We start from the raw sequence: 24,284 nt of genomic DNA on the forward strand, positions 1-24,284 counted from the left end.
AGGTTCGAGTCCTACTGCCGGAGTTTAACATATGAAATATCACGAGTATGTGCTTCTTTCAGCTATGGAGAGTTGTCCGAGAGGCCGAAGGAGCATGATTGGAAATCATGTAGGCGGTAAACACTGTCTCAAGGGTTCGAATCCCTTACTCTCCGTTTCATATTTACAAACTGGCCCGTTGGTCAAGCGGTTAAGACACCGCCCTTTCACGGCGGTAACACGGGTTCGAGTCCCGTACGGGTCATTTATTTTAATAGTAACATTCCTTTTTGGAGGTTTAGCTCAGCTGGGAGAGCACCTGCCTTACAAGCAGGGGGTCAGCGGTTCGATCCCGTTAACCTCCATTACTCGGTTGGTTCCGTGGTGTAGGGGTTAACATGCCTGCCTGTCACGCAGGAGATCGCGGGTTCAAATCCCGTCGGAACCGCCATTTAATGTTGTTACTTGAAAATTATTTGAACAAGCTTTTGTTTTAGGCGTGGTAGCTCAGTTGGTAGAGCAACGGATTGAAGCTCCGTGTGTCGGCAGTTCGACTCTGTCTCACGCCATTTATGGAGGAATAGCGAAGTGGCTAAACGCGACGGACTGTAAATCCGTTCCTTAGGGTTCAGTGGTTCGAATCCACTTTCCTCCATTTTAGGGGCATAGTTTAAAGGTAGAACAACGGTCTCCAAAACCGTTGGTGTGGGTTCAATTCCTGCTGCCCCTGCCATTTAATTATTTAATAGATACACTTTTTAAAATTACGGCGATCGTGGTGAAGTGGTTAACACACCAGATTGTGGCTCTGGCATTCGTGGGTTCGATTCCCATCGGTCGCCCTTTGTAATTTTATTGGGGTATAGCCAAGCGGTAAGGCAACGGACTTTGACTCCGTCATGCGTTGGTTCGAATCCAGCTACCCCAGTTTTTTTGTAACAAAAATGGAATATGGCGGTATAGCCAAGTGGTAAGGCAGAGGTCTGCAAAACCTTCATCACCGGTTCAAATCCGGTTACCGCCTTCCAAAATATCTTGCCGGCGTGGCGGAATTGGCAGACGCGCTGGACTCAAAATCCAGTTCCTTCACGGGAGTGCCGGTTCGACCCCGGCCGCCGGTATACTAAAGACTGTTAAATCATTGATTTAACAGTCTTTTTTGTTTATTATTTTCTCGAATACATAAAAAAACCATCTCAAAAAAATGAGATGGAAAGTTAAGTGAGAGAGTGATAAGTATAGTGCGAATAAATACAAGGATTACAGAAGAATGTGGGGGTTCTGCATCATCGTCATTAAATGTTCCTGCAGTAGGAATATGAATTTCTGTCATATTATATTCAATAACTTGAACTGTGATGATTGCAACAGTTCCAATGATTGCTAACATAGTAGTCATACTTTCACTCCTCTCTTAATTTTAAATAAAAGTACTTAACTGATTGACTAGAGACTAAAAAGATACATCAACATGAACGTTGAGCTTTAGCACTATACAACGTAAAGATCACTCTTAGCTATTTTGAGAAAAGCCTTTTCCTCGACCAGTCTTGTTCTACTCATTGGTGTCTCTCGACATTTCTGAGCAATAGCCTATGTTTGTATAGGAGCCTCACCTAACTTATTACAAAGAAATAATAGTCTTTTAAGTAACTCTTTGTCAAGACATAAGCAGAAGTCAAAACAGTTCTATTTACAAATGAATGCGACGAACCATTTCTTCTGTTATTTGTTCTACAATATCAATGGTTGTTTTTGGCGAACGTTGATTTCTGGGGATATCGATTGAGTAAATTTTGGCAATACGACCAGGATTTGCATCCATTAATACAACCCGATCAGAAAGTTGAACTGCTTGTTGGACATCATGCGTGATCATCACAATTGATTTAGTCGCAATTTGATTGTTTAGCCAAATTTCTAATAAATCGTTGGATAATTGGCTGGCTGTAATGATATCTAAAGCTGAAAAAGGTTCGTCTAAGAGCAATAAGCTAGGTTCGATGGCTAAAGCACGAGCAAAGCCTACACGCTGTTTCATTCCACCAGATAACTCTCTGGGATAAGCTTTTTCAAAACCAGTTAAACCAATCATTTCAATGAGATTACTGACTCTTTTATTTATTTGTTCGCGAGAAATTTCTTTACGGTTTTCTAAGCCAAAGCTGATATTTTTTTCAACTGTCAACCAAGGAAAAAGGGCAAAATGTTGAAAAACCATGCCGATATTGGCATCAGGCTCATTAATGATTTTATCTTCAAAAGTAATTTCACCTCTAGTTGTACGAAGAAGTCCAGCGATACTTCTGAGCAACGTTGATTTTCCTGTTCCTGATTGTCCGATAATACTTAAAAATTCATTCGTTTTAACTGTTAAATCAATATTTTCAAGGACTTTTAAATGTTCTGAATGTCCTTCAATTTCAAATTCTTTATATACTGATTTTATGCTTAATAATTCTTTATTTTCCATCGTCTTATTAGATAGGTCAAGGTAAATCACCTATCGTTCTCCTCTCTAGTTTATCTTAAAAATTTAGTCGAGTTGAGTCGTCCAGCTATTAATAGTGAAATTTTTGTTTTGCTGCTCGATATAAAGGTTGCCAAACAAAGGCGATACATAAACCAACAACGAAACACATCGCTAAGGTTCCTAAGGCAGATTTATCTTTTACGCCATCGTTTGCCGCAATATATTGTCCTAGGCCAGTAACATCTATTGATTTTTTGCCCCATTGAATGCTTTCTGCTGCGATATCAGCGTTCCAAGCAGCACCAGCAGCGTTAATAATTGCTGTAATGAGGTAAGGTAAAATAGAAGGGATCAAAAATTTTGTCCACCATTGCCATTTAGATAATTTAAAAAGTTTGGTCACGTCACGAATATCATCAGGGATGGCTAAGTAGCCAGCAATTACATTAAAGAAAAAATACCATTGGCAACCAACCATGATGAGTGGTAAAATCCACCATTCTAATTTGTTGAAGCCCATACTAATAATCAACACAATGAATGGAGTATAAACATTTGACGGAATGGAGCCTAAAATTTGTCCAATCGGTTGAACGATACTTAAGCGCCGATTATCATTCGCAACCCAGATTGCTAAGGGAGTAAAGATAATGCCAGCAACGACCATGGCCAAGGTAACCCGTAGTGTAGTATAAAGGGTTAATCTAGGAATCATGCTGAAATCTTGATGGGGCAAGAAATGATAGAGCTTAATAGAACAATAAACCCCAATAATGGTTAAGCTGACATACCATAATGTTTTGAAGAAATGGCGTAATTTTGCTAGTAATCGATAGAGATAGTCTAGCTTGAAAAAGTACCAAACTTTTGGTAAATCGTAAATCCAAAAATGACTGAATTTCACAAAAGCTTTTGAAAAGTATTTCGTTAAAGTTGCTTTTTTTAATAAATGATAAATGATGGATTTAGGTGGCGTCGTACTTTCGACATCTGTTTCATATTTAAAATAATAAGTGGCTCGAACTAAAGGTTGAAAAACTAAAAAGTTTAAAATCACCACATTGATTAATAAGGCAAAAACAGCCCATAAACAGGATTTAAAGTCGGCTCGATTTAATGCTACTTGGATATAAGAACCAATTCCTGGTAAATAAAGGTTGGTTTCTTTAGGAAAGGCAACAGAAGCTTGCTCGCTGGCCACCAAGGCAAACCAAGCCGCAGTTTGAGAAATAATAACGTTCCAAAGTAAGCCAGGAATTGAGTAAACAAATTCAAGACGCCAAAATTTTTCCCAAGCATTGTACTTGAACTGATCGGTCACATTGACTAGATCTGAAGGAATAACTTCCATTATTTGATAAAGAGTCAACATGATGTTCCAAGCTTGACCTGTGAAGATGGCAAAAATAGCAACCGCTTCTGCGCCCATCACATTTCCTGGAAATAAACCAAGTAACCAAGCAGTTGTAAAGGTCAAAAAGCCTAGTAATGGAACGGATTCAAGGAAATTAACTAATGGTAAAATGACTCTTCGTGCCGTTTTATATTTTACGGCTAAAATACCAAAAATAAAGGAAAACAGGAAGGACCAAGCCATACCCACAATCATTCGAAACATGGTTCGAATTGAAAAGTAAAAAAGATTTGATGGAGATAAGAAATCATCTGTTTTACTTGGTGTTGCGAGGAATTCTTCTGAGGGAAGGGTGTGGAGAGGGCGATTCATTTTTAGCCAAGAGAAGACGATGATAAAAATGAAAATGCCTAAAATGATGAGCAAGGTAAGATTCCCGATACTTTTAGCAAGTAGGGTATTTTTCTTAGATGATGCAGTGACAGCTTTCAATTTAAAAACCTCCAATTAATCATATTAAAGAGGTCGCCGAATAAAAGAAGAAGATTATAGGGTAATCACAATAATTGAGCTTTGGCTTTCTGAGACGTAAGAAAAAAATTCTAGTTATCTTAGGAAAGCCTTAATTCGACAATCCCTGCTTTACTCGTTACTGTCTCTCGACATTTCCGAGCGATAACCTGTGTTCTTCAGAGTAACCTCACCTAATATGATTCTATTTGATTTACATGCTTATCATACTCGTGACTAAAAATAAAACAATTTCTAGCTGGTTATACCTGAATTACTGTTTGTTGTTATTCTATTCAATGATTCTTAAAAAGATTGCCCACATTCTGTTTTTTTAGGGAGAAATTATCAGATGAGTATGTTATGTAACCCGAGGTTAATAGCGTAGGATGTTGTATTTTTAGTTTGTCTCGTTTACTGTTAAAGATGTAAGTAGTAACTATAAGTGAATGGATAAAATTTTGGGAGGTAGTGTATTGAAAACAAAAGTGATAGTAATTAGCGGTGTGACAGCAAGTGGAAAAACGACACTCATTAATGCTTTATCTGATACTGTTGAAAATGCTTATATACTTTCATTCGATGATTATAGTATTGATGCTTTGCCATCGGCACCATCCCATGCTTTTTTATTAAAAAATTTCAACGTTGCAGTCAATTTATTCGATATTACCCAGTTAATGAAAGACTTTTTTTCTGTGAATGCTCAAGGCAAATTTAATTATATTTTTATAGACTTTCCATTTGGCTATTTACACGATGATTTGAAGCCTTTTATTGATATTGTGATCTACCTGAAAACGCCATTAGATGTTTGTTTTGCTCGCCAAGTGATTAGAGATTATTCTTATTCTCAAGGAGAAAGTATTATTAAGTGGGCCCATAACTATTTAAATAATGTTAGACCGCTATTTATAGAACATGAAAAAAATGTATCAGCAAGTTCAGACTATCTTTTAGATGGCACACATAGCGTAGATGAACAAATACAAAAGCTAAAAAAATTAAAAGTAATCTAGCACCTAAATTAAACAACAAAGAAATTTGTTCAGAAGAAAGGAAATTATGATGATTATTTGGTTAAACGGTGCGTTTGGAGCCGGAAAAACGACCATTGCACATGAGTTACAACAAAAACTTCCCAATGCAATCATTTATGATCTAGAAATTATTGGTAGTGCATTGATGGAGTTAATTCCCGAAGAAATGAAAGAAAATGATTTTCAAGAGTATCAGGAATGGCGTTGCTGGAATGCTCATTTATTAAAACGAATGTCCAAAGAGTCTGGACGGCCGATTATTGTTCCAATGACCCTTTATAAAAAAGAATATGAAGAAGAGCTGATTGGATATCTGAGACGAGCAGGCATTGACGTTTATCATTTTTTGTTAGCGGTCGAGAAAGAAGAAATTTTACAAAGATTATTGAAAAGAAATGATGGAACTTTTGAATGGGGGAAAAATAAGTTGCCCGAAGTACTTGAAGGTTTTCGTCAGATTAAGTTTACCGAGATTTTTAGAAATCATTCAGCTGACACGACAGAAATTGTAGCAACCATTCTTAATAGAATAACCGAATAAAAATAAAATAAGGGACCTAAGCCGAAATGACTTAGGTCTCTTATTTTCTACTTCTTAAGATAATCAACTACCAGCTACCCTGATTTCTTCAAACTTTAAGACCTCACATTTACGACAATCTATTTTTACACTGTCAAAATTTTCTTTCAAGTCTTGCATTTTGTTATTTTTAGCAGTATATTTTAGGTGTACCTAAAATATATTAGAGGTTAACCTTCTGATAGAGGGGCCTTTTAAAATTATTGCAAAACGAAAGAAGGAATTGAATTGAAAAATTCAGAAGAACATGAACCAAAGCAAAGACATCATTTGATTGAATATGCAAATGGTCCTTCGCTTGAAGAAATTAATGGCACCATTGACGTGCCTAAAAATATGAGTTTTTGGAAAACGTTATTTGCTTACTCAGGTCCAGGAGCATTGGTAGCAGTGGGATATATGGATCCAGGAAACTGGTCTACTTCAATTACTGGGGGACAAAATTTTCAATATTTATTGATGTCGATTATTTTAATTTCCAGTTTGATTGCAATGTTGCTCCAATATATGGCTGCTAAATTAGGCATTGTTTCACAGATGGATTTAGCACAAGCGATTCGTGCTAGAACTAGTAAGACGTTAGGTATTGTATTATGGATTTTAACAGAGTTAGCAATTATGGCTACAGATATCGCTGAAGTTATCGGGGGCGCAATTGCCTTATATTTATTATTTCATATTCCTTTAGGTCTGGCTGTCTTCATTACGGTATTTGATGTTTTACTTTTATTGTTATTGACAAAAATTGGTTTTAGAAAAATTGAAGCTATTGTTGTTGCTTTAATTGTTGTTATTTTTGTGATTTTTGCTTATCAAGTGGCATTGTCAAATCCAGTATGGGGAGATGTAATTAAAGGGCTGGTTCCTAGCGCAGAAGCTTTTTCTACATCACATGCGGTGAATGGGCAAACGCCACTGACAGGTGCATTGGGGATTATTGGTGCAACAGTGATGCCTCATAATTTGTATTTACATTCTTCTGTTGTGCAAAGTCGTAAAATTGATCGTAAAGATAAAACCGATATTCAACGCGCTTTACGCTTTTCAACTTGGGATTCTAATATTCAATTAACGATGGCATTTTTTGTTAACTCTTTATTATTGATTATGGGTGTGGCCGTTTTTAAATCCGGCAGTGTCAAAGATCCTTCATTCTTTGGTTTGTTTGATGCTTTATCAAATCCAGCGGTTATGAGTAATTCTATTTTAGCGCATATTGCAGGTTCTGGAATTTTATCAATTTTATTTGCGGTAGCCTTATTGGCATCAGGACAAAATTCAACAATTACAGGAACCTTAACTGGTCAAATTATTATGGAAGGGTTTATTCATATGCGCGTACCAATTTGGTTACGTCGGATGGTCACACGTTTGTTATCTGTTATTCCTGTCTTAATCTGTGTTTTAATGACCAGCGGGAAAAGTACAGTGGAAGAGCATATCGCGATTAATAATTTAATGAACAATTCACAAGTTTTTCTAGCATTTGCTTTGCCATTTTCGATGTTGCCTTTACTGATGTTTACAGATAGCCGTGTTGAAATGGGTGAACATTTTAAAAACTCGTGGTTAATTAAATTATTAGGCTGGGTTTCTGTCATTGGCTTAATTTACCTCAATATGAAAGGCTTACCTGATCAAATTGAAGGATTCTTCGGTGATAATCCGACAGCGAGTCAAATTACGTTAGCCGATAATATTGCTTATGTCATCATAGCACTCGTCATCCTCTTGTTAGTTTGGACGGTTGTAGAATTATATAAAGGTGATAAACGATACGCACAGCAGCTTGCAGCTATGGAGCAACAAGTAGAGGAGGTTAAATAATGAAATTTTCAAAAATTATGGTTGGTGTTGAAGAGTCGCCAGATGCGTTAAAAGCATTTCATTATGCTATCCAAAAAGCAAAAGAAGAACAAGCTGAATTGGTTATTGTTTCGATTTTAGAAGAGAAAGAGATTAATGTTTACCAATCGTTAGATAAAAATTATTGGCAAGAACAGTTGGCGAAATTAGAGAAACAAACGGAAAAATATCAACAAGAAGCGTTAGCGAATGGCATCGATAAAGTAAGTGTAATTGTCAATGAAGGGAACCCAGGGGAATTAATTATTAATAAGCTTATTCCTTTGAATAAACCAGATTTGTTAATTATTGGCTCCAAGTCAACTAGCAAATTAAAAAGCTTTTTTGGTAGCCAAGCAGCTTATATGGCTCGATATGCACCAATTTCTGTAATGATTATTCGCTAGCAAAATTGAAACAGTTAAAAAAGCCGCCACGATTTACTATTCGTGGTGGCCTTTTTATAGTAATTTTTGTTTATATAAATAAACAGCCAAACTTAGTTGTAGCGAACTATCAGGAAATTCTAAAGTTAAGTGAAGAATCTCTTCTATTTTTTTTAAGCGGTAAATAATTGTATTACGATGTACATACATATTTGTGGCAGTCAACGAAATATTTTTATTCGATTGAAAGTAGGTATTGATGGTTTCTAGTAGGGAACTTTCATGTTTTTGATCTTCTTTTTCTAATGGTTCAATCAATCGTTGATATATTTTTTGTTTGGCTTGTTTGGTCAGGGTTTCGATCATTAAACGATAAAAAAAGAGGTCGTCATAATTCAAAATAGTTCGTTGTTGTAATTCTTGACTTGCTTGTGCTAAGTGGAATGTTTCTTGTGCTAATTTATAAGAATCACACAGATTGGTGATTTTTTTGACAGTTGGCCCAATCGCTAATTTAAATGATAATTTTGGATTCAGTTTCATTAGTTGCTCTAGTAAATTCTTGGCAAGATGAGTGGTTTGTGCAAGGTAGGTGGCTTCCTCTTGCGCTGGATTTTCTAGTAATAAAATAAAGCCAGTTTGTGTAGGAAAGGCAGTAATTTTTTGTCGATATCCTTCTAAAATATGATTCAATTGATGGCCAATGCTATTCATTTGAATAGTCGGATTAAACAGTTGTTCCAATTGTTCAATGGCTACAAGCAAGAGACTAAATGTATCTTTTTCATTTAATTGCAGATAATTACTAAATTCTTGCCAAGCTTGAGGATTGGTATTTTTTTCTTGGATAAGGTCTTGAAACAGCGCCCCAATCTTTTGCCTCGTTGTTAAATTTTCCGAAGATTCTAATTGAAGTTGTGGTAAAAGGTAGTGAGCACAGACCTCCACAGATAATAAATCAATCGTCTGTAATTTTTTGGTAGTTTGCCAAATCACTAAGTAAGATAAGCTGAGATTTTTCTTTTTGATGGGTAAAATTCGCAAAGATAACTTATGGCTCGCTAAGGAAAATTCAACAGTCAATGGTTCTTTATAAAATAATAGGAGCTCATTGTTCTGGGCTTTTAAAGCTGTCTCAAACTGTTTTTTGAGAGTCGCGTTGTTTAAAATACTGGTGATTCTTGTTGGCGCATCAGGTAAATCAAAATGATTCATAATCTGAAAACGCTCATCTAAAAGCATTACAGGCGCTTGAATCGCGGCACTTAATACTTCCAGTAATTGGGTACTTTTTCCGCCAGCTTTGATAATTGTATAAAATTTATTATGCATATGAACAGAATGTTGGCTAATCGTTTCGTCAGGTTGATTGACTCGGCGATTGACCAATGAAATAATTTGAGAAAAGTTGTAATTATAAGGGATTGAGAGAATTGGTAATCCGACGTCATTCGCTAATTGGATCATCTCTTGTGGAACTTCATTGAAATAACGTTGGACTTTAAAGCCTAGAGCAGCGCAGTTCATATTTGCTAGTTCTTGAATAAGACGTTTTTGCAAGCAAGGCTGATCTTTGAAAATATAGCCGGTAGTTAATAAAATTTCTCCTGGCGTTAACCAGTCAAAAGCATCAGGATTTTCTAAAATATTTGCTTGTAGAATTGGCGCATCTAAATTGGTCTCGTGTGTCAATAAGGTTAAACCAGGTAGTTCTTCTGCATGGAGTAGATCATTGACCGTCATCATTAGCAAAGCCTCCTTTTGTATGAATTATCTAAAAATTAAGTGTATTTATTGTAAGATGTTACAAAACTATTTTAGGGAAAATAAGGTATCCTTATACTAATAGAAAAAAGTTCCAAGTCATCACGTGATTGGTAGTCACAAATGACCAAATAAGAACAATCAGCGCTTACAACCTATAGAAACGCATCGTTTAAAGATATAGCAATAGTATACTTAATTTTTAATGCTTTTACTATTGTTTCAGCTACTTTAAATTTCTCAAGTATTTCTATAATCTGTAAGTTTTTTGAGACTCTTATCAGATATGCTTCTTTTTCTATATTTTATCAGAAAATTCTGGTAACTTTGAAGGTTATAGTTTGTAAAATGGAGGGATCGGTATGAAGAAATTAAAAATGTTAGGATGCGTCGGTTTGCTTTTAGCTTTAACGGCTTGTCAGGCGGGAACGGGAAACTCGGCTGATAGTAACAAAGCAGCGGAACAAAAAATTGCAATTAGTTCTGAAGCGGCTATTTCGACAATGGAACCACACACAGCGGGGGATACGACCTCGACTTTAGTCATGAATCAAGTTTATGAAGGACTCTATGTTTTAGGTAAAGAAGACGAGTTAGAGTTGGGGGTCGCTGCCGAAGAACCAGCGATTTCTGAAGATGAAACCGTTTATACATTTAAGATTAGAGAAGATGCCAAATGGTCGAATGATGATCCAGTAACAGCAAATGACTTTGTTTATGCATGGCAACAAGTTGCTTCCCTTAAATCAGGGTCGATTCATCAAGCGTTATTTTTTGATGTCATTAAAAATGCTAAGGAAATTGCTTTAGAAGGCGCAGATGTGAATACTCTTGGGGTTAAGGCGCTAGATGATAAAACGTTAGAAATAACTTTAGAACGGCCCACCCCTTATTTGAAATCATTACTTTCGTTTCCTGTTTTGTTTCCACAAAATGAAAAATATATCAAAGAACAAGGGGATAAATATGCCACTGATGCAGAACATTTGATTTATAATGGTCCTTTTAAATTGAAAGAATGGGATAATGCCTCTTCCGATGACTGGACCTACGAAAAAAATGATACGTATTGGGATGCTGAAAAAGTTAAATTAACAGAAGCGAAAGTTTCAGTAATTAAGAGCCCAACGACAGCGGTGAATTTGTTTGACTCGAATGAATTGGATGTAGTGAATAAGCTAAGTGGTGAATTTATTCCTGGTTATGTTGATAATCCAGCCTTTCTTTCAATTCCTCAATTCGTCACATACTTTTTAAAAATGAACAGCGTTCGTGATGGAAAAGAAAATCCGGCTTTAGCGAACAACAATATTCGTAAAGCGTTGGCACAAGCTTTTGATAAAGAAAGTTTTGTAAAAGAAGTCTTGCAAGATCAATCAACGGCTACAGATCAAGTAATTCCGCCGGGACAAACGATTGCGCCAGATGGAACAGATTTCACAAAACTAGCTGCTAAGAAAAATAACTACTTAACCTACGATACAGCGAAAGCAAAAGAATTCTGGGAAAAAGGGAAAAAAGAAATTGGGCTGGATAAAATCAAATTAGAATTTTTAACAGATGATACAGACAGCGCCAAAAAAGCTGCTGAGTTTTTCCAATTTCAATTGGAAGAAAATCTAGATGGATTAGAAGTGAATGTTACTCAAGTTCCTTTTACTATTCGTGTTGATCGTGATCAAACGAGAGACTATGATTTAGAATTATCTGGTTGGGGAACCGATTATCGTGATCCATTAACAGTTATGCGCATCTTTACTTCGGATAGTACCTTGGGCGGCGTAACGTTCAAGAGTGATACGTATGATAAATTAATTCAAGAAACTAGAACAACACATGCGGCTGATCAAGAGGCTCGTTTAAATGACTTTACTCAAGCACAAGATATTTTGGTGAATCAGGAAACGGTTTTAGCACCAATCTACAATCGAAGCATTTCTGTATTAGCTAATCAAAAAATCAAGGATCTGTATTGGCATTCATTTGGACCTACGTACAGTTTAAAATGGGCTTATGTTAACTAATTGAATGAAGGTAGGAAGGGGTTTGTCATGCTTTTAAAAAACTGTAAATTAGAAACAGGATTTTCTACTGTGAATCAGCGAATTGTTGCGACAGAGACAGCTAGCTATGATATTCGAATTGAAAACGAGGTCTGTACTGCGGTCGCACCGCAGTTAAGGCCTTTAGAGAACGAAACAGTTATCGATGTGAATCAGCAACTCGTTTTACCTGCTCTAAAAGAAATGCATATTCATATTGATAAAACGTATTTTGGGGGACCTTGGAAGGCCTGTCGTCCACTAACGAAAGGAATTTTAACACGTATTGAAGAAGAAACTTGGCTGTTACCTGAACAATTACCAACTAGTTTAGAACGTGCTTGCCAAGTTATTGAGCAGTATATTCAGCAAGGCCATTATCATATTCGCAGTCATTGTAATGTAGATCCATCTATTGGAACGAAACATATTGAAATTACTAAAGAAGCATTTAGTCGATATGAACAATACATTACTCATGAAATTGTGGCTTTTCCTCAACACGGATTACTCCGCTCACAAGTCGAACCTTTGATGCGCGAAGCCTTACGCATGGGGGCAACTCATGTCGGCGGCGTTGATCCAGCCCTTGTGGATCGTCATGTGGATCATTCAATTGCAAAAATATTTGAATTAGCTACCACATTTAATAAAAAAATTGATGTTCATTTACACGCCCGTGATACTTTGGGACTTTATGAATTTAATAAATTTGTTGATTATACAGAACAAGCAAAAATGTTTGGCAAAGTTACTTTAAGTCATGCTTTAGCCTTAGGGAGCTTAGAAGAAGCAGCAATTAGAGACATTGCGCAAAAATTCATCGAAACAGGTATTGATTTGACTTCGACTGTACCAATTGGAATGCCCACCATGCCGATTCCAACCTTGGTTGAACAAGGTGTTAAGATCTCCGTGGCTCATGACAGTTTGACGGATCATTGGTCGCCTTTTGGCAGTGGCAATACAATAGAAAAATTAAATACAGCCGCTCAAAGATTTAAAATTAGCGATGAGTATCGCTTGAATCGTTTATGGGGCTTAGCGAGTAATTTTGTAACGCCTCTTGATCCTAACGGGCAGCAAGTTTGGCCTAACGTCGGCGATTCTGCAGATTTCCTACTATTTAATGCTGAGAGCACTGCTCACGTGATTGCACGCCAACAGCCAATCCAACAACTGATACTAAAAGGACAACTGGTTGAAGCCGTTCAAAAGGGGGAAAAAGAATGACAGCATCCATTGTTTATTTGAATAATGTTCGTTTAGAAACTGGTTTTGCTAAAGACCACCACGAATTAACGTATACTAAAACCGCACGCTATACTTTAGCGATTCAAGAAGGCAAAATCCAAGCGATTATTCCGCAAAATCAAGTCACTGAAAAGCAACAAGGCACTGATTTAAACGGACAACTGGCTATTCCCGCTTTTCAAGAGAGTCATAATCACTTAGATAAAACCTACCTTTCATTAGGCTGGCGTGCTAGCCAACCTGTTAAAAATTTAAAAGAGCGTTTAGCAGACGAAGCCAGTGAACTTAAATTGTTAGCTCCGTCAACAGAACAACGAGCGACGGCCATGATTGAAAAATTGATTGGGTATGGAGCCTCTTATATTCGGACACATGTCAACATTGATCCTTATGTAGAACTAGAAAACTTCTGGGGCGTCAAAAGAGCCTTAGAAAAATATGCGCATGTGATTGATTATGATATTGTTGTCTTTCCACAGCATGGATTATTAAAAAATCCCCAAACGGTTTTACTCATGAGAGAAGCTCTAAAAAATGGTGGAACAATGGTTGGTGGTTTAGATCCTGCAGGCATTGATTATGCAATTGAAGAATCTTTAGAAACTATTTTCGATCTGGCAGAAGAATTTCAAGTAGGAATCGATATCCACTTGCATGATACGGGGGAAGTGGGCGTTTATACAATTGATAAATTTTTAGACATTTTAGAAGAACGAAAATTTACTCAGCGAACCGCTATCAGTCACGCCTTTGCGCTGCTAGATGTACGACCAGCAGAAAAAGAAAAACTATACCAACGCTTGGCAACGCATCAAACGGCGATTATGTCTACAATTCCCTATGATCCTCGTTATTTATTGCCACCAATTGATGTGTTACGCCAAGCTGGTGTATCGGTTCATTTAGGTAGTGATGGCTTTTTTGACTCTTGGAGTTCTAATGTTTCAGGTGATTTATTTGAAAAATTACGTAATTTTTGTGAAATGACAGGAAAGATTACAGAAGAGCAACTTACTCAAGCTTACGTCCATGGCTGTGGCAAAGTAGCACCTTTTTCATTTGAAGAAGAACGCCTTTGGTTTACAGAAGGCGACGAAGCAAACTTTATTTTTACAGAAGCAGCTTCTACAGCAGAAGTGATTGCTAGAAAACCACAGAAACGCCAGATTATGTTGAAAGGACAATGGGTTTAACTTGCTTTAAAATTAGGTAGAAATAGAATGCTAAAAAGCCAAACAGAGGAAACAAGGTTCAGCTCTGAGCAACGCATAGTGTCAGTCTAGCGGTTACTCGTCACAGTTTAATCCTTATAAAGTGCTTCTGCTCACAACGTGTATCAGCGTTTCAAGTTTGTTTGACTCACTTTAACATAGCACTTTTGCGTATCTTCCTTTATAATAAGACAAAATGAAGGAGATGAACCAAGCATGACTGAACAAACGAGAGAAAACAAAAAAGCAGCCTACGAATTGTGCTTACAACAATTGAGCGGTTTGTTAGAAATAGAAACGGATGCTATTGCAAATTTAGCAAACTCGTCCGCGTTACTTGCACAAACATTACCAGACACCGTTTTTGCTGGGTATTATTTATATAAAGATGAAGAATTAGTTTTGGGGCCTTTTCAAGGGAAAGTCTCTTGTACCAGAATTAAAATGGGCAAAGGTGTCTGTGGTGAGTCCGCGGAAAAACAAGCTACATTGATTGTTGATAACGTGAAGACACACGCCAATTATATTTCTTGTGACTCAGCTGCGATGTCTGAAATCGTTGTACCGATGGTAAAAAATCATCAATTGGTCGGTGTTTTAGATATTGATAGTGGTGTAACAAATAGCTATGATGCGGTTGACCAACTGTATTTGGAAAAATTTGTTACCTTGTTACTAGAAAAATCAGATTTTTAAGCAGACTATTTTTGCTTTCTGACAAATCATGAGAAAATAAAGTATAAAATTTGATCATGAAAGAAGGTGAGTCATTTGTTAGAGCTGTATATAAATTTTAAAGGTGAAGCAAAAGAAGCAATTGCGTTCTATGAAGATGTTTTTGATACAAAATGTCAAAATTTAATGACTTTTGGCGAAGCACCTGAAGATCCTGAGCATCCTATAAACGACGAGATAAAGGATTTAGTGATGAACGCAAGTATCATTATTGAAGGAACCTATGTAATGATTTCAGATGTTCCTGATATGTTTGGTTTTGAAGTTACGGAAGGAAATAACCTTTCGCTCGTGGTTAGCACAGATGATGATGAAAAAATTGATCGCTTATTTAAGCGATTATCTGAAGGTGGCACTGTTACAATGCCGTTTCTGAAACTTTTTGGTCCAAAAAGTATGGTTCCCTAAAAGATCAGTTTGGCATCCATTGGATGTTTAATTATTATGAAGAAGATTAAAAAAATCCCCAATCCGTTATTTTCATTGGATTGGGGATTTTTTATTCATGAAAGAATTGCTTCTTAGCGATTTGATACTGCCGTTGCTTTTCTGTCCAAAATTGCTGATCGTTTTCATCAATTTTGCGAATGACTTTTGCTGGATTACCCCCAACAATCGTGTTGGCAGGAACGTCTTTTGTAACCACAGCACCAGCAGCAACAATAGCATTTTTTCCAATTGTAACGCCAGGTAAAATGGTGGCACTTCCGCCAATCCACACGTTATCTTCAACAATAATTGGCGTACCGAATTCTAATTCTGCAGTTCGAATCGTTGGATCAATTGGATGGCCGGCAGTATAAAAACTAGCACGAGGGCCAACCATGACATTATCACCGAAGATGATTTTGTTTACATCTAAAAAAATGCAATCCATATTTGCATAAAAATTTTCTCCTACCTCAATATGGCGACCGTAATCTACATGGAGGGGTGGGGTGATATATAACTCATTGCCAGTTTTTCCTAATAATTCTTTTTCTAGGGCCACAATTTCTTTCACATTATCGATAGGAAGTTGATTGATTTTTTGAGCTAACACCTTGCCTTTTGTTGATTTGTTTTCGGGTAAAATGGTGGGGGCGTAATATAATTCACCTTTTAACATTTGCATATAATCAAAGTCATTTTGTTTCATGTAAGCGCTCCTTTAGGCTTTTTCTCTATTGTATCAAATCAATACAATAAGTCGAGGAATATGTAAAATAAAAAAGGACAGATAGCAAAATAGCCTTGCTTATCTATCCTTTATCTAAGGTTATCCAATTTTTTTAACTCTCCCGCCAATTTTATCTGCTAATTTTTGTGCTTCTTTTTCAGAGTGGTAAACTAAACAACCTGATTTATCTCGCGTACGTTTACCATCTGCAGTTAAATAGCCATGAAAAAATTTGATTGCATACATAGACATCACCGCCTTTCTAATTGAAAATAGTGTAAATGGAGCGATTAAAAATGTCAAATAATAGAAGTGCTCTTAACCATTCTTATCTTTTTTAGTTCGAAGATAAGCTTGGTTAAGAGCACCATTTCACTTAATAAATTAGTTTGAAACGGGTCGTTGAGTGAAATTCCTGTTCAGGTGAGAGGGTGATAGAACCGAACAACGGAAATCTTTCAGCACCAGGACAGACTTGGGTTTCAAATGTGAGCGCTCCGTGATTGACTAATTTTTGCCCTTGAATATCGGGACCGTTATCAGCAAAATTTGCTGAAAAAATAACAACTGAAGGTTGATCAGTGAACATCTCTAAGGTGATATCTTTAGTAGGACTTTTTAAGATAACATCCGGGTTAATTAAATCATGATTGGTTAAGATGAAAGGGTGATCGAAGCCGTTCATCTTTTGGATTTGTTCATCGTTACTTGAAAAAACCTCAGCTAATTTTTTAGGTTTTTGTAAATCAAAAGCTGTCTGGTCGACGGAAGCTAATTCTCCAAGCGGTAAAACTCTTTCATCAAGCGGGACAAACTTTTGGGCATTTATTTGTAACTCATGCGCATCAATGGGGATTGTAGGATTTCCAGTTAAATTAAAGTAGACATGATTGGTTGGATTAAAAAGTGTTTGTTCATCTGTAGTTGCCTGATACTCAATTTGCCATTCATTTTCTTCAGTCAATGTATACGTGACTGAAACAGTGAGATTTCCAGGAAAACCATTTTCACCAGCAGGACTCTCTAGCCAAAATTTCACAGAAGGATTCGCTTGTGCCTCTTGGATTTCGCTGTGCCATTTTTTACTTTCAAACCCAGGTGTGCCACCGTGAAGTGTTGTTTGAGTAGGAGTATTAATCATCGTTTGATACTTTTTACCCGCTAGTTCAAAGGAGCCATCGGCAATTCGGCCAGCTGTTCGACCAATTGTTGCACCAAAATATAAGTCTTTAGACAAATATTCATCTGCTGAGGGAAAGCCTAGCACGAGTGATCGGGATTCATTTTTTGTAAGAGGAACGTCGAGCGCAACAATTCGCGCACCAAAATCTGTTGCTTTTAAAGTCACACCATTTTTATTCGTCAGTGTGTAAAGAAGCATTCCTTGTCCAAATGATTCAGTTGAAATAGTCAAAATAATCAATCCTTCCTTTAAGTAAATATTTAGTAAATTTAACTTTGTTGTTTAGATTATTTAAATAGTCAAAAAGAAATGCTAAGAAAATAAATCTTTATTTAATTGTATTGTACACGTTTTCAATTGAAATGACAATTAAGAAAATATTAAGTAAACATTTGCAAAAGTTTAGTAAATATTGTACAATTTGTTTACTAGTGAAAGGAGCGATTAGTGATGGAAGAACTGTTAATGAATCGATTTGTAGAAATATTTGGTGAGAAAGGGACAGCCTGTTATTTTGCCCCTGGAAGAATTAATTTGATTGGTGAACATACAGATTACAATGGCGGTCATGTTTTCCCAGCGGCTATTACGTTAGGGACATTTGGTGTGGCAAGAAAAAGAGACGACCAAAAAATTCGGATGTTTTCTGATAATTTTAAAGAGGTTGGTCTCATCGAATTTTCATTAGAAGATTTAAACTATTCAGATTCAGATGATTGGGCAAATTATCCGAAAGGCGTTTTAAATTACTTGATTGAAAGCGGACACAATATTGATTCTGGCTTAGATGTGCTCTTCTACGGTACGATTCCTAATGGTGCTGGCTTGTCTTCTTCTGCTTCTATTGAACTTTTAATGGGGACGATCTGTAATGATTTATATGCTTTACACTGTCCAATGCTTGAATTGGTGCAAATCGGTAAAAAAGTGGAGAATGAATTTATTGGCGTTAATTCAGGAATTATGGACCAATTTGCCGTAGGGATGGGAGAAAAAGATCAAGCTATTCTACTAGATACCAATAATATGCACTATGAAATGGTTCCCGCCAAATTAGGTGAGTATACGATTGTCATTATGAATACTAACAAACGTCGTGAATTAGCAGATTCAAAATATAATGAACGCCGTGCAGAATGCGAAGAAGCCGTTCGTTTGCTTCAAAAAGAGTTATCTATTGAATTTTTAGGTGAATTAGACAGCGAGACATTTGAACAATATCAAGTATTGATTGGAGATCCAACGTTGATTAAACGAGCGCGTCATGCCGTCACAGAAAATGAACGAACTTTATTGGCAAAACAAGCGCTAACTGAAGGGGATTTGGAAGAATTTGGCTTATTATTAAATGCCTCACATCGTTCGCTAAAAGAAGATTACGAAGTAACTGGCATTGAGTTAGATACCTTAGTGGCTTGTGCGCAAGAACAACCAGGCGTTTTGGGCGCACGGATGACTGGTGCAGGGTTTGGCGGTTGTAGTATTGCTTTGGTACCAAAGCAAAATATAGATGCATTTATTGAAGCTGTTGGCCAGAGTTATCAAGATAAAATTGGCTATGCTGCTGATTTTTATCCTGCATCAATTGATGATGGTGCCAGAAAGTTATTTTAGAAAGGAAGGCTTTAAATGTCTATTTTAGTATTAGGCGGCGCAGGCTACATTGGCTCACATGCCGTCGATCAATTAATTTCAAAAGGATATGCCGTTGTTGTTGTTGATAATTTATTAACGGGACATCGTTCAGCAGTTCATGAACAAGCGACTTTCTATGAAGGCGATATTCGTGATAAAACTTTTTTACGTAGTGTCTTTGAAAAGGAATCAATTGAAGGGGTGTTGCACTTTGCGGCCAATTCTTTAGTAGGAGAATCCGTGGAGAAACCGTTAATGTATTTCAATAACAATGTTCACGGCACTCAAATTGCCTTGGAAGTTATGCAAGAATTCGGAGTGAAACACATTGTTTTTTCTTCCACAGCGGCCACTTATGGCGAACCAAAAGCAATGCCTATTACAGAAGAAACCCCAACGAATCCTAAAAATCCGTATGGGGAAAGTAAATTAATGATGGAAAAAATCATGAAATGGTGCGACAACGCTTATGGAATGAAATATGTTGCTTTGCGTTATTTTAATGTTGCAGGAGCAAAAAAAGATGCCTCAATTGGTGAGGATCACACGCCAGAAACGCATATTGTGCCAATTATTTTACAAGTGGCATTAGGCCAACGAGCAGAGCTAAGTATTTTTGGGGATGATTATGATACACCAGATGGCACGTGCATTCGAGATTATGTTTATATTGAAGACTTGATTGCAGCACATATTTTGGCTTTAGAATATTTGAAAAATGGCGGCGAAAGTGACGTCTTTAACCTGGGAAGCAACAACGGCTATTCTGTTAAAGAAATGTTAGATGCTGCTCGCGAAGTGACAGGTCAAGAAATCCCTGCGAGAATCGCGCCACGCCGAGCAGGGGATCCTAGTACGTTAATTGCTTCTAGTGAAAAAGCCAAACGAGTTTTAGGCTGGCAACCAGAAGTAACTGAGGTCAAGGACATTATCGCCACCGCTTGGCAATGGCATGTGAAACATCCTCAAGGCTATAATGAATAGGAGAACATCAGATGATGAAAGAAAGTAGTAAATGGATTGCTGCATTTGTAGAGATAATCATAGAAAATGGCGATTGGACGGAAACAGACCGTTATTATTTGACGAATCGGATTGCCAAACTAGTTGGCTGTGATTTTTTTGAACAACCAGAAGCGGTTGCTTGTGAGCAAGAACCGTTGCGTGTGGTGGAACATCTTTTAAACATTGCACAAGCCAATCACCAAATCGATGACTCAATTACGGAAGCAGAACAACTAGAAGCGGAGTTAATGGATTTTATTACGCCGACCCCAACCACTATTAATCAGAAGTTTATGGACTATTATCAAGAGTCTCCACGAAAAGCAACGGATTATTTTTATCAGTTATGTAAAACGAATAACTACATTAAAACGAAAGCAATCGCCAAAAATATTATTTTCCCAATGGACTCACCCTATGGTAAACTAGAAATTACCATTAACTTATCGAAGCCAGAAAAGGATGCTCGAAAAATTTTGGCTGAAAAGAAAATGAGTCAAAAAAAATATCCAGCGTGTATGTTATGTATGGAGAATGAAGGCTATTATGGCCGTGTAAATTATCCAGCACGTACAAACCATCGGATTATCCGACTAAATTTAGAGGACGAAGCTTGGGGCTTTCAATATTCGCCATATGCTTACTATAATGAGCATGCGATTTTCTTGGACCAACAACATCGAGAAATGAAAATCGAGAAAAAAACGTTCCAGCGGCTCCTTAAAATTACGGAGTTATTCCCTGAATATTTTGTGGGCTCTAATGCAGATTTGCCAATTGTTGGTGGTTCTATTTTATCTCATGATCATTACCAAGCAGGACGTCATACATTTCCAATGGATTTAGCACCAATGGAAAAAAGATTTTCTTTGAAAAAATATCCTGAGATAACTGCGGGTATTTTAAAATGGCCGATGTCTGTGATTCGTCTTCAAAGTGATCGTCAAGAGGAACTAGTTGAGGCGGCCGAATTAATTTTGACCAAATGGCGCAATTATTCTGATGAACGAGTCTCAGTTCGGGCCTATTCAGAAGATGGCACACCGCATCATACGATTACGCCAATTGCTCGACGCAAAGGGTCATTATTTGAATTGGATTTAGTTTTACGAGATAATAATGTTTCGGAGGAATTTCCAGATGGCATTTTTCATCCACATCCAGAAGTACAACATATTAAGCAAGAAAATATTGGCTTAATTGAAGTAATGGGACTAGCTATTTTGCCACCAAGGCTAGCACAAGAATTAAGAGAAGTCGAAAAGTATTTATTAAAGCAACCCAATCAAATTGCTGAAAGTCATCGAGCTTGGGCGGATGAACTCAGTCAGCAAACCATCACTGAAGCCAATGTCAAAGAAGTGATCCAACAAGGAATTGGGACAATTTTTGTTCAAATTTTAACAGATGCCGGTGTCTTTAAACGTGACGAAGAAGGCCGTCGTGCTTTTGAACGATTTATTCAATGTATTGAAAATGATTAATTTGAGGTGAGGAACATCGTAACCATTAAAGATATAGCAGAGCAAGTCGGTGTTTCTTCAGCGACAGTTTCGAGAGTTTTGAACTATGATGAAACATTATCAGTTAGTGATGAAACGAAGAAAAAAATATTTGAAACAGCAGAAACGTTAAATTATAAAAAGCGAGCCAGAAAAAAACAAGCAGGCAAAAAGAAAATTCGGTTTGTCCAATGGTTCAGCGATCCAGAAGAACTGGATGATATTTACTATTTATCGATTCGTTTAGGTGTTGAAAAGCGGGCAGAGGAATTGGGTTTTCTTTTAGTCAAAGAATCTCTGACAAACCTGTCTCAAAAAAGATTTGATGGGACAATTGCCCTAGGAAAATTTGATGAAAAGCAAGTGGCGGCCTTAGCCGCCTTAGGCGCACCTCTTCTATTTGTAGACTTTGATGCAATGGCTTTTGGCCAAAACTCCATTGTTGTTGATTTTGCTGGAAGTGTTAAAACAATTGTGCAAGAATTTTTGGCGCAAGGGCATCAGAAAATTGGTATACTTTCTGGGCAAGAATATACGAAAGAGTCCCACGTGGCATTGGTTGATCCACGTTTTGTCGCTTTTAAAGAAACCTTAAAAGATCTGGACCTTTATCATCAAGAATGGGTTGTCGAAGCAGCTTTTTCTGTTGAAGAAGGCTATCAAGCGATGAAAGACTTTATTGAAAAAGCGGACACTCGTCCAACCGCTTTTTTCGCTGCAAGTGATACATTGGCGATTGGTGCAATGCGGGCGTTACAAGAAGCAGCCATTCGTGTGCCAGAAGATATTTCTATCATTGGTTTTAATGATATTAGTGTCGCAAAATATGTTTCACCCACATTAACAACAGTTAAAGTTCATACTGAATGGATGGGTGAGCTAGCCGTTGAGACAATGAAAGAGTTATGCTTGAATACCCCACCAGTTCCTAGAAAAATTATTGTCGGAACGGAATTCATTCAGCGAGATTCAACGAAACATTCATCAAAATAACAGCAAAACTTGGAGAGTTTTTTCCAAGTTTTTTGCTCTTTTCTGCTTGTTTTCAACAATCAAGAAAATGGAGGGAAACAGATGCAACCGAAATTAATTATTTTACGTGGTAATTCTGGTAGTGGTAAAACAACGATAGCTAAAGCGCTTCATCAGTGTCTTAAAGAACAATCGTTATTGATTTCTCAAGATGTGGTGCGCAGAGAAATGCTTCGTGTTAAAGATGAAACAGTCTTTTGGAGGTAAGTCGAAACGACTTACCTTCTTAGACTTGAATCTTAAGATAAACGGCGGGAGAGGAGCAGCTTCTTCGGAAATAAGCTGAAATTCCTCGAAAGACGAAAAGCATCTTTCGGAAATTCCTTCTTATTTCTTGAAGCTAAACACTCCTGTCCCGACCTCTGGCTTTTGGGTATCAAGAATGCCAGTATGTGATTGTTGAAGGGATTTTTCAAAAAGCCATTTATCATTCCTTTTTTCAGGAAATAATCCATCTCTTTGAAGGTAACGTTCAGGTTTATTATTTTGATATTTCTTTTGAAGAAACGCTGAAAAGACATAGCCAGAGAAACAAGAATCAAGAATTTGGTGTCGTGGAAATGAAACGTTGGTGGCTACCAGAAGATTATTTAGAGCTTCCGGGAGAAAAGCGGTTATCTGAACAACTGTCTGAAAAGCAGATTATCAGGCAAATTTTAGCAGATATTCAGTAGTGAGTGCTGCGCTTTTTAGAGAAATGGATGTTGTGGTATGATAAAAAAGAAGGAGTGGTTTCAATGGATTACCAAGAACGATTAAAAAATTTACCACCTGAAGTCATGACAGCTTTTTCAGAATCATTTATTTTTTTAATCAGTAACGATAAAGTTCAACATTTCCCTGCTCGAGACTTAACGCAAGCTGAAATGATTCAACGAGTGAAAGAGAAATTAGGTGAAGCGGTGACGTGGTCCTTATGGCAAGGGTTCGTTATTGCTGTTAATTCAGAAGAAACATGTGTTGCTGTTTTGCCCAAATATCATCAACTCGATGGTTTTTGAAAATGAATAAGGGAGCGAAGAATTATTCGCTTCGTTGTATAAAATGAAAACTTTTTTTTGGAGGAAATGCTGATGTCTGAGCTAGTGGTTATTAGAGAAATGCAAGAGAAAGATATCTTAGCGCTGGATACTCAATTTGTCCAACAAGGTTGGCCAAGTCGCCAAGAGATTTTAATGAACTATTTAGAAGAACAATTAGTCAAGCAACGAACGGTTTTTGTAGCGGAGAAAAAGGCAACGCTGTTAGGTTATGTGACGTTACTGCCATTAGCTAAGGAAGGACCTTTTAAAAATTTATATCCTGAAATAGCTGATTTCAATGTATTCTTGCCATTTCAAAAACAAGGAGTGGGGCGGTTATTATTAAATCGTGCAGAAAATGTTGCCAAAAGTTATGCAGATACTGTTTCCTTGGGAGTAGGCCTGCATCCTGGTTATGGTGCAGCGCAAAGATTATATATCAAACAAGGATATGTGCCAGATGGTTCAGGAGTTTGGTTTCAAAATAAGCAGCTGAAACCAAACGAACGGTGTGTTAATGATGATGAGTTAGTTCTTTATTTATCGAAAAAACTATAGAGTAGCCAAAGTAAT

Annotated in this window: 21 protein-coding genes, 12 tRNA genes, 3 pseudogenes and 2 riboswitches (1 of these 38 only partly in view); of the genes and pseudogenes, 29 read left to right on the forward strand and 7 right to left on the reverse strand. The window is 37.1% G+C overall.

Going from position 1 to position 24,284, the window contains the following annotated elements; all coding sequences use genetic code 11:
* The 12 genes from IGL90_RS04040 to IGL90_RS04095 form a co-directional block, all read left to right on the forward strand.
* Positions 1–23 (forward strand) — tRNA-Asn (locus IGL90_RS04040); it begins 51 nt to the left of the window's first position.
* Positions 24–66: 43 nt separating this feature from the next.
* Positions 67–155: transfer RNA gene (locus tag IGL90_RS04045), tRNA-Ser, on the forward strand.
* A gap of 17 nt (positions 156–172) precedes the next feature.
* Positions 173–244: transfer RNA gene (locus IGL90_RS04050), tRNA-Glu, on the forward strand.
* A gap of 27 nt (positions 245–271) precedes the next feature.
* Positions 272–344 (forward strand) — tRNA-Val (locus tag IGL90_RS04055).
* A 10-nt stretch (positions 345–354) separates the two neighbouring features.
* A tRNA-Asp gene (locus IGL90_RS04060) sits at positions 355–430 on the forward strand.
* 45 nt (positions 431–475) lie between these two features.
* Positions 476–548: transfer RNA gene (locus IGL90_RS04065), tRNA-Phe, on the forward strand.
* 5 nt (positions 549–553) lie between these two features.
* Positions 554–634, forward strand: a tRNA-Tyr gene (locus IGL90_RS04070).
* 4 nt (positions 635–638) lie between these two features.
* Positions 639–712, forward strand: a tRNA-Trp gene (locus tag IGL90_RS04075).
* Positions 713–748: 36 nt separating this feature from the next.
* Positions 749–821: transfer RNA gene (locus IGL90_RS04080), tRNA-His, on the forward strand.
* Between the two features lie 14 nt (positions 822–835).
* A tRNA-Gln gene (locus IGL90_RS04085) sits at positions 836–907 on the forward strand.
* Between the two features lie 25 nt (positions 908–932).
* A tRNA-Cys gene (locus IGL90_RS04090) sits at positions 933–1,003 on the forward strand.
* 13 nt (positions 1,004–1,016) lie between these two features.
* Positions 1,017–1,100, forward strand: a tRNA-Leu gene (locus IGL90_RS04095).
* Between the two features lie 17 nt (positions 1,101–1,117).
* Here IGL90_RS04095 and IGL90_RS04100 read toward each other — a convergent pair.
* The 3 genes from IGL90_RS04100 to IGL90_RS04110 form a co-directional block, all read right to left on the reverse strand.
* Positions 1,118–1,378 carry a hypothetical protein gene (locus tag IGL90_RS04100; protein ID WP_033595476.1) on the reverse strand — a complete coding sequence of 87 codons (261 nt, stop codon included), beginning with the start codon at positions 1,376–1,378 and terminating at the stop codon, positions 1,118–1,120.
* 64 nt (positions 1,379–1,442) lie between these two features.
* Positions 1,443–1,610: riboswitch (M-box (ykoK) riboswitch) on the reverse strand.
* A gap of 62 nt (positions 1,611–1,672) precedes the next feature.
* Positions 1,673–2,452, reverse strand: coding sequence for an ABC transporter ATP-binding protein (locus tag IGL90_RS04105; RefSeq protein WP_002360638.1), 780 nt, complete (start codon positions 2,450–2,452; stop codon positions 1,673–1,675).
* Between the two features lie 88 nt (positions 2,453–2,540).
* A complete protein-coding gene (locus IGL90_RS04110; RefSeq protein ID WP_025190697.1) occupies positions 2,541–4,313 on the reverse strand; it encodes an ABC transporter permease subunit in 1,773 nt (590 codons plus the stop codon).
* A 44-nt stretch (positions 4,314–4,357) separates the two neighbouring features.
* Positions 4,358–4,525: riboswitch (M-box (ykoK) riboswitch) on the reverse strand.
* Between the two features lie 240 nt (positions 4,526–4,765).
* On the opposite strand from IGL90_RS04110, the gene IGL90_RS04115 reads away from it, so the two are divergent.
* The 4 genes from IGL90_RS04115 (at position 4,766) to IGL90_RS04130 (ending at position 8,188) form a co-directional block, all read left to right on the forward strand.
* Complete coding sequence (locus tag IGL90_RS04115) at positions 4,766–5,335, forward strand: Flp pilus assembly complex ATPase component TadA (RefSeq protein ID WP_025192790.1); 570 nt, start codon at positions 4,766–4,768, stop codon at positions 5,333–5,335.
* Between the two features lie 46 nt (positions 5,336–5,381).
* Positions 5,382–5,897, forward strand: coding sequence for an AAA family ATPase (locus IGL90_RS04120; protein WP_048736913.1), 516 nt, complete (start codon positions 5,382–5,384; stop codon positions 5,895–5,897).
* Between the two features lie 267 nt (positions 5,898–6,164).
* A complete protein-coding gene (locus IGL90_RS04125) occupies positions 6,165–7,763 on the forward strand; it encodes an Nramp family divalent metal transporter (protein ID WP_002382010.1) in 1,599 nt (532 codons plus the stop codon).
* Positions 7,763–8,188: a universal stress protein gene (locus IGL90_RS04130; protein WP_002358161.1), complete on the forward strand. Its 426-nt coding sequence runs from the start codon at positions 7,763–7,765 to the stop codon at positions 8,186–8,188. The genes IGL90_RS04125 and IGL90_RS04130 overlap by 1 nt, the downstream gene beginning before the upstream one ends.
* A gap of 54 nt (positions 8,189–8,242) precedes the next feature.
* Here the strand turns inward: IGL90_RS04130 and IGL90_RS04135 are convergent, their stop codons facing one another.
* Entirely contained in the window at positions 8,243–9,913 is a 1,671-nt protein-coding gene (locus IGL90_RS04135; protein ID WP_002375257.1) for a PucR family transcriptional regulator, read from the reverse strand.
* A 380-nt stretch (positions 9,914–10,293) separates the two neighbouring features.
* Between IGL90_RS04135 and IGL90_RS04140 the strand changes: the two genes are divergently transcribed.
* The 5 genes and pseudogenes from IGL90_RS04140 to IGL90_RS04160 all read left to right on the forward strand — a co-directional run bounded on the left by IGL90_RS04140 (position 10,294) and on the right by IGL90_RS04160 (position 15,631).
* Positions 10,294–11,955 carry a peptide ABC transporter substrate-binding protein gene (locus IGL90_RS04140; protein WP_002394771.1) on the forward strand — a complete coding sequence of 554 codons (1,662 nt, stop codon included), beginning with the start codon at positions 10,294–10,296 and terminating at the stop codon, positions 11,953–11,955.
* Entirely contained in the window at positions 11,956–13,206 is a 1,251-nt protein-coding gene (locus tag IGL90_RS04145; RefSeq protein ID WP_161796732.1) for an amidohydrolase family protein, read from the forward strand. It begins immediately after the preceding gene.
* Complete coding sequence (locus IGL90_RS04150) at positions 13,203–14,420, forward strand: amidohydrolase (RefSeq protein WP_002379298.1); 1,218 nt, start codon at positions 13,203–13,205, stop codon at positions 14,418–14,420. Before IGL90_RS04145 ends, IGL90_RS04150 begins: the two co-directional genes overlap by 4 nt.
* A 234-nt stretch (positions 14,421–14,654) precedes the next feature.
* The gene (locus IGL90_RS04155; RefSeq protein WP_002360627.1) at positions 14,655–15,134 is read left to right on the forward strand and encodes a GAF domain-containing protein; all 480 of its coding nucleotides are present in this window, start codon (positions 14,655–14,657) and stop codon (positions 15,132–15,134) included.
* 66 nt (positions 15,135–15,200) lie between these two features.
* Positions 15,201–15,631, forward strand: a pseudogene (locus IGL90_RS04160) (VOC family protein).
* Between the two features lie 41 nt (positions 15,632–15,672).
* Here IGL90_RS04160 and IGL90_RS04165 read toward each other — a convergent pair.
* The 3 genes from IGL90_RS04165 to galM form a co-directional block, all read right to left on the reverse strand.
* On the reverse strand, positions 15,673–16,311 hold the full coding sequence (locus tag IGL90_RS04165; RefSeq protein WP_002379300.1) for a sugar O-acetyltransferase: 639 nt from the start codon (positions 16,309–16,311) through the stop codon (positions 15,673–15,675).
* A gap of 120 nt (positions 16,312–16,431) precedes the next feature.
* Positions 16,432–16,578, reverse strand: a complete 147-nt coding sequence (locus IGL90_RS04170) for a hypothetical protein (RefSeq protein ID WP_002384758.1) — start codon at positions 16,576–16,578, stop codon at positions 16,432–16,434.
* Between the two features lie 130 nt (positions 16,579–16,708).
* Positions 16,709–17,713, reverse strand: coding sequence for a galactose-1-epimerase (gene galM, locus IGL90_RS04175; RefSeq protein WP_002399811.1), 1,005 nt, complete (start codon positions 17,711–17,713; stop codon positions 16,709–16,711).
* 252 nt (positions 17,714–17,965) lie between these two features.
* Between galM and IGL90_RS04180 the strand changes: the two genes are divergently transcribed.
* The 8 genes and pseudogenes from IGL90_RS04180 to IGL90_RS04215 all read left to right on the forward strand — a co-directional run bounded on the left by IGL90_RS04180 (position 17,966) and on the right by IGL90_RS04215 (position 24,269).
* Positions 17,966–19,129 (forward strand): galactokinase, encoded by a 1,164-nt coding sequence (locus tag IGL90_RS04180; RefSeq protein WP_048736919.1) that lies wholly within the window; start codon positions 17,966–17,968, stop codon positions 19,127–19,129.
* Between the two features lie 15 nt (positions 19,130–19,144).
* Positions 19,145–20,134, forward strand: a complete 990-nt coding sequence (gene galE, locus IGL90_RS04185; RefSeq protein ID WP_163404198.1) for a UDP-glucose 4-epimerase GalE — start codon at positions 19,145–19,147, stop codon at positions 20,132–20,134.
* Positions 20,135–20,148: 14 nt separating this feature from the next.
* Complete coding sequence (gene galT / locus IGL90_RS04190; protein ID WP_002361579.1) at positions 20,149–21,639, forward strand: UDP-glucose--hexose-1-phosphate uridylyltransferase; 1,491 nt, start codon at positions 20,149–20,151, stop codon at positions 21,637–21,639.
* Positions 21,640–21,645: 6 nt separating this feature from the next.
* Positions 21,646–22,650, forward strand: a complete 1,005-nt coding sequence (locus tag IGL90_RS04195; protein WP_002369677.1) for a LacI family DNA-binding transcriptional regulator — start codon at positions 21,646–21,648, stop codon at positions 22,648–22,650.
* A gap of 9 nt (positions 22,651–22,659) precedes the next feature.
* Positions 22,660–22,885: pseudogene (locus IGL90_RS04200) on the forward strand (AAA family ATPase); the annotation flags it as partial.
* 160 nt (positions 22,886–23,045) lie between these two features.
* Positions 23,046–23,363: pseudogene (locus IGL90_RS04205) on the forward strand (hypothetical protein); the annotation flags it as partial.
* Between the two features lie 27 nt (positions 23,364–23,390).
* Entirely contained in the window at positions 23,391–23,690 is a 300-nt protein-coding gene (locus tag IGL90_RS04210; RefSeq protein WP_002390034.1) for a hypothetical protein, read from the forward strand.
* A 66-nt stretch (positions 23,691–23,756) separates the two neighbouring features.
* A complete protein-coding gene (locus IGL90_RS04215; protein ID WP_002384748.1) occupies positions 23,757–24,269 on the forward strand; it encodes a GNAT family N-acetyltransferase in 513 nt (170 codons plus the stop codon).
* Positions 24,270–24,284: the final 15 nt, after the last annotated feature.

This window comes from Enterococcus sp. DIV1307a (assembly GCF_050537425.1).
GTDB lineage: Bacteria > Bacillota > Bacilli > Lactobacillales > Enterococcaceae > Enterococcus > Enterococcus faecalis.

Coding starts and splice junctions, on each gene's coding strand:
- IGL90_RS04100 (WP_033595476.1), bottom strand. CDS start 1,378: ATGACTACTATGTTAGCAATCATTGGAACTGTTGCAATCATCACAGTT.
- IGL90_RS04105 (WP_002360638.1), bottom strand. CDS start 2,452: ATGGAAAATAAAGAATTATTAAGCATAAAATCAGTATATAAAGAATTT.
- IGL90_RS04115 (WP_025192790.1), top strand. CDS start 4,766: ATGGATAAAATTTTGGGAGGTAGTGTATTGAAAACAAAAGTGATAGTA.
- IGL90_RS04120 (WP_048736913.1), top strand. CDS start 5,382: ATGATGATTATTTGGTTAAACGGTGCGTTTGGAGCCGGAAAAACGACC.
- IGL90_RS04130 (WP_002358161.1), top strand. CDS start 7,763: ATGAAATTTTCAAAAATTATGGTTGGTGTTGAAGAGTCGCCAGATGCG.
- IGL90_RS04135 (WP_002375257.1), bottom strand. CDS start 9,913: ATGATGACGGTCAATGATCTACTCCATGCAGAAGAACTACCTGGTTTA.
- IGL90_RS04140 (WP_002394771.1), top strand. CDS start 10,294: ATGAAGAAATTAAAAATGTTAGGATGCGTCGGTTTGCTTTTAGCTTTA.
- IGL90_RS04150 (WP_002379298.1), top strand. CDS start 13,203: ATGACAGCATCCATTGTTTATTTGAATAATGTTCGTTTAGAAACTGGT.
- IGL90_RS04155 (WP_002360627.1), top strand. CDS start 14,655: ATGACTGAACAAACGAGAGAAAACAAAAAAGCAGCCTACGAATTGTGC.
- IGL90_RS04165 (WP_002379300.1), bottom strand. CDS start 16,311: ATGAAACAAAATGACTTTGATTATATGCAAATGTTAAAAGGTGAATTA.
- IGL90_RS04170 (WP_002384758.1), bottom strand. CDS start 16,578: ATGTATGCAATCAAATTTTTTCATGGCTATTTAACTGCAGATGGTAAA.
- galM (WP_002399811.1), bottom strand. CDS start 17,713: ATGCTTCTTTACACACTGACGAATAAAAATGGTGTGACTTTAAAAGCA.
- IGL90_RS04180 (WP_048736919.1), top strand. CDS start 17,966: ATGGAAGAACTGTTAATGAATCGATTTGTAGAAATATTTGGTGAGAAA.
- galE (WP_163404198.1), top strand. CDS start 19,145: ATGTCTATTTTAGTATTAGGCGGCGCAGGCTACATTGGCTCACATGCC.
- galT (WP_002361579.1), top strand. CDS start 20,149: ATGAAAGAAAGTAGTAAATGGATTGCTGCATTTGTAGAGATAATCATA.
- IGL90_RS04210 (WP_002390034.1), top strand. CDS start 23,391: ATGTTGTGGTATGATAAAAAAGAAGGAGTGGTTTCAATGGATTACCAA.
- IGL90_RS04215 (WP_002384748.1), top strand. CDS start 23,757: ATGCTGATGTCTGAGCTAGTGGTTATTAGAGAAATGCAAGAGAAAGAT.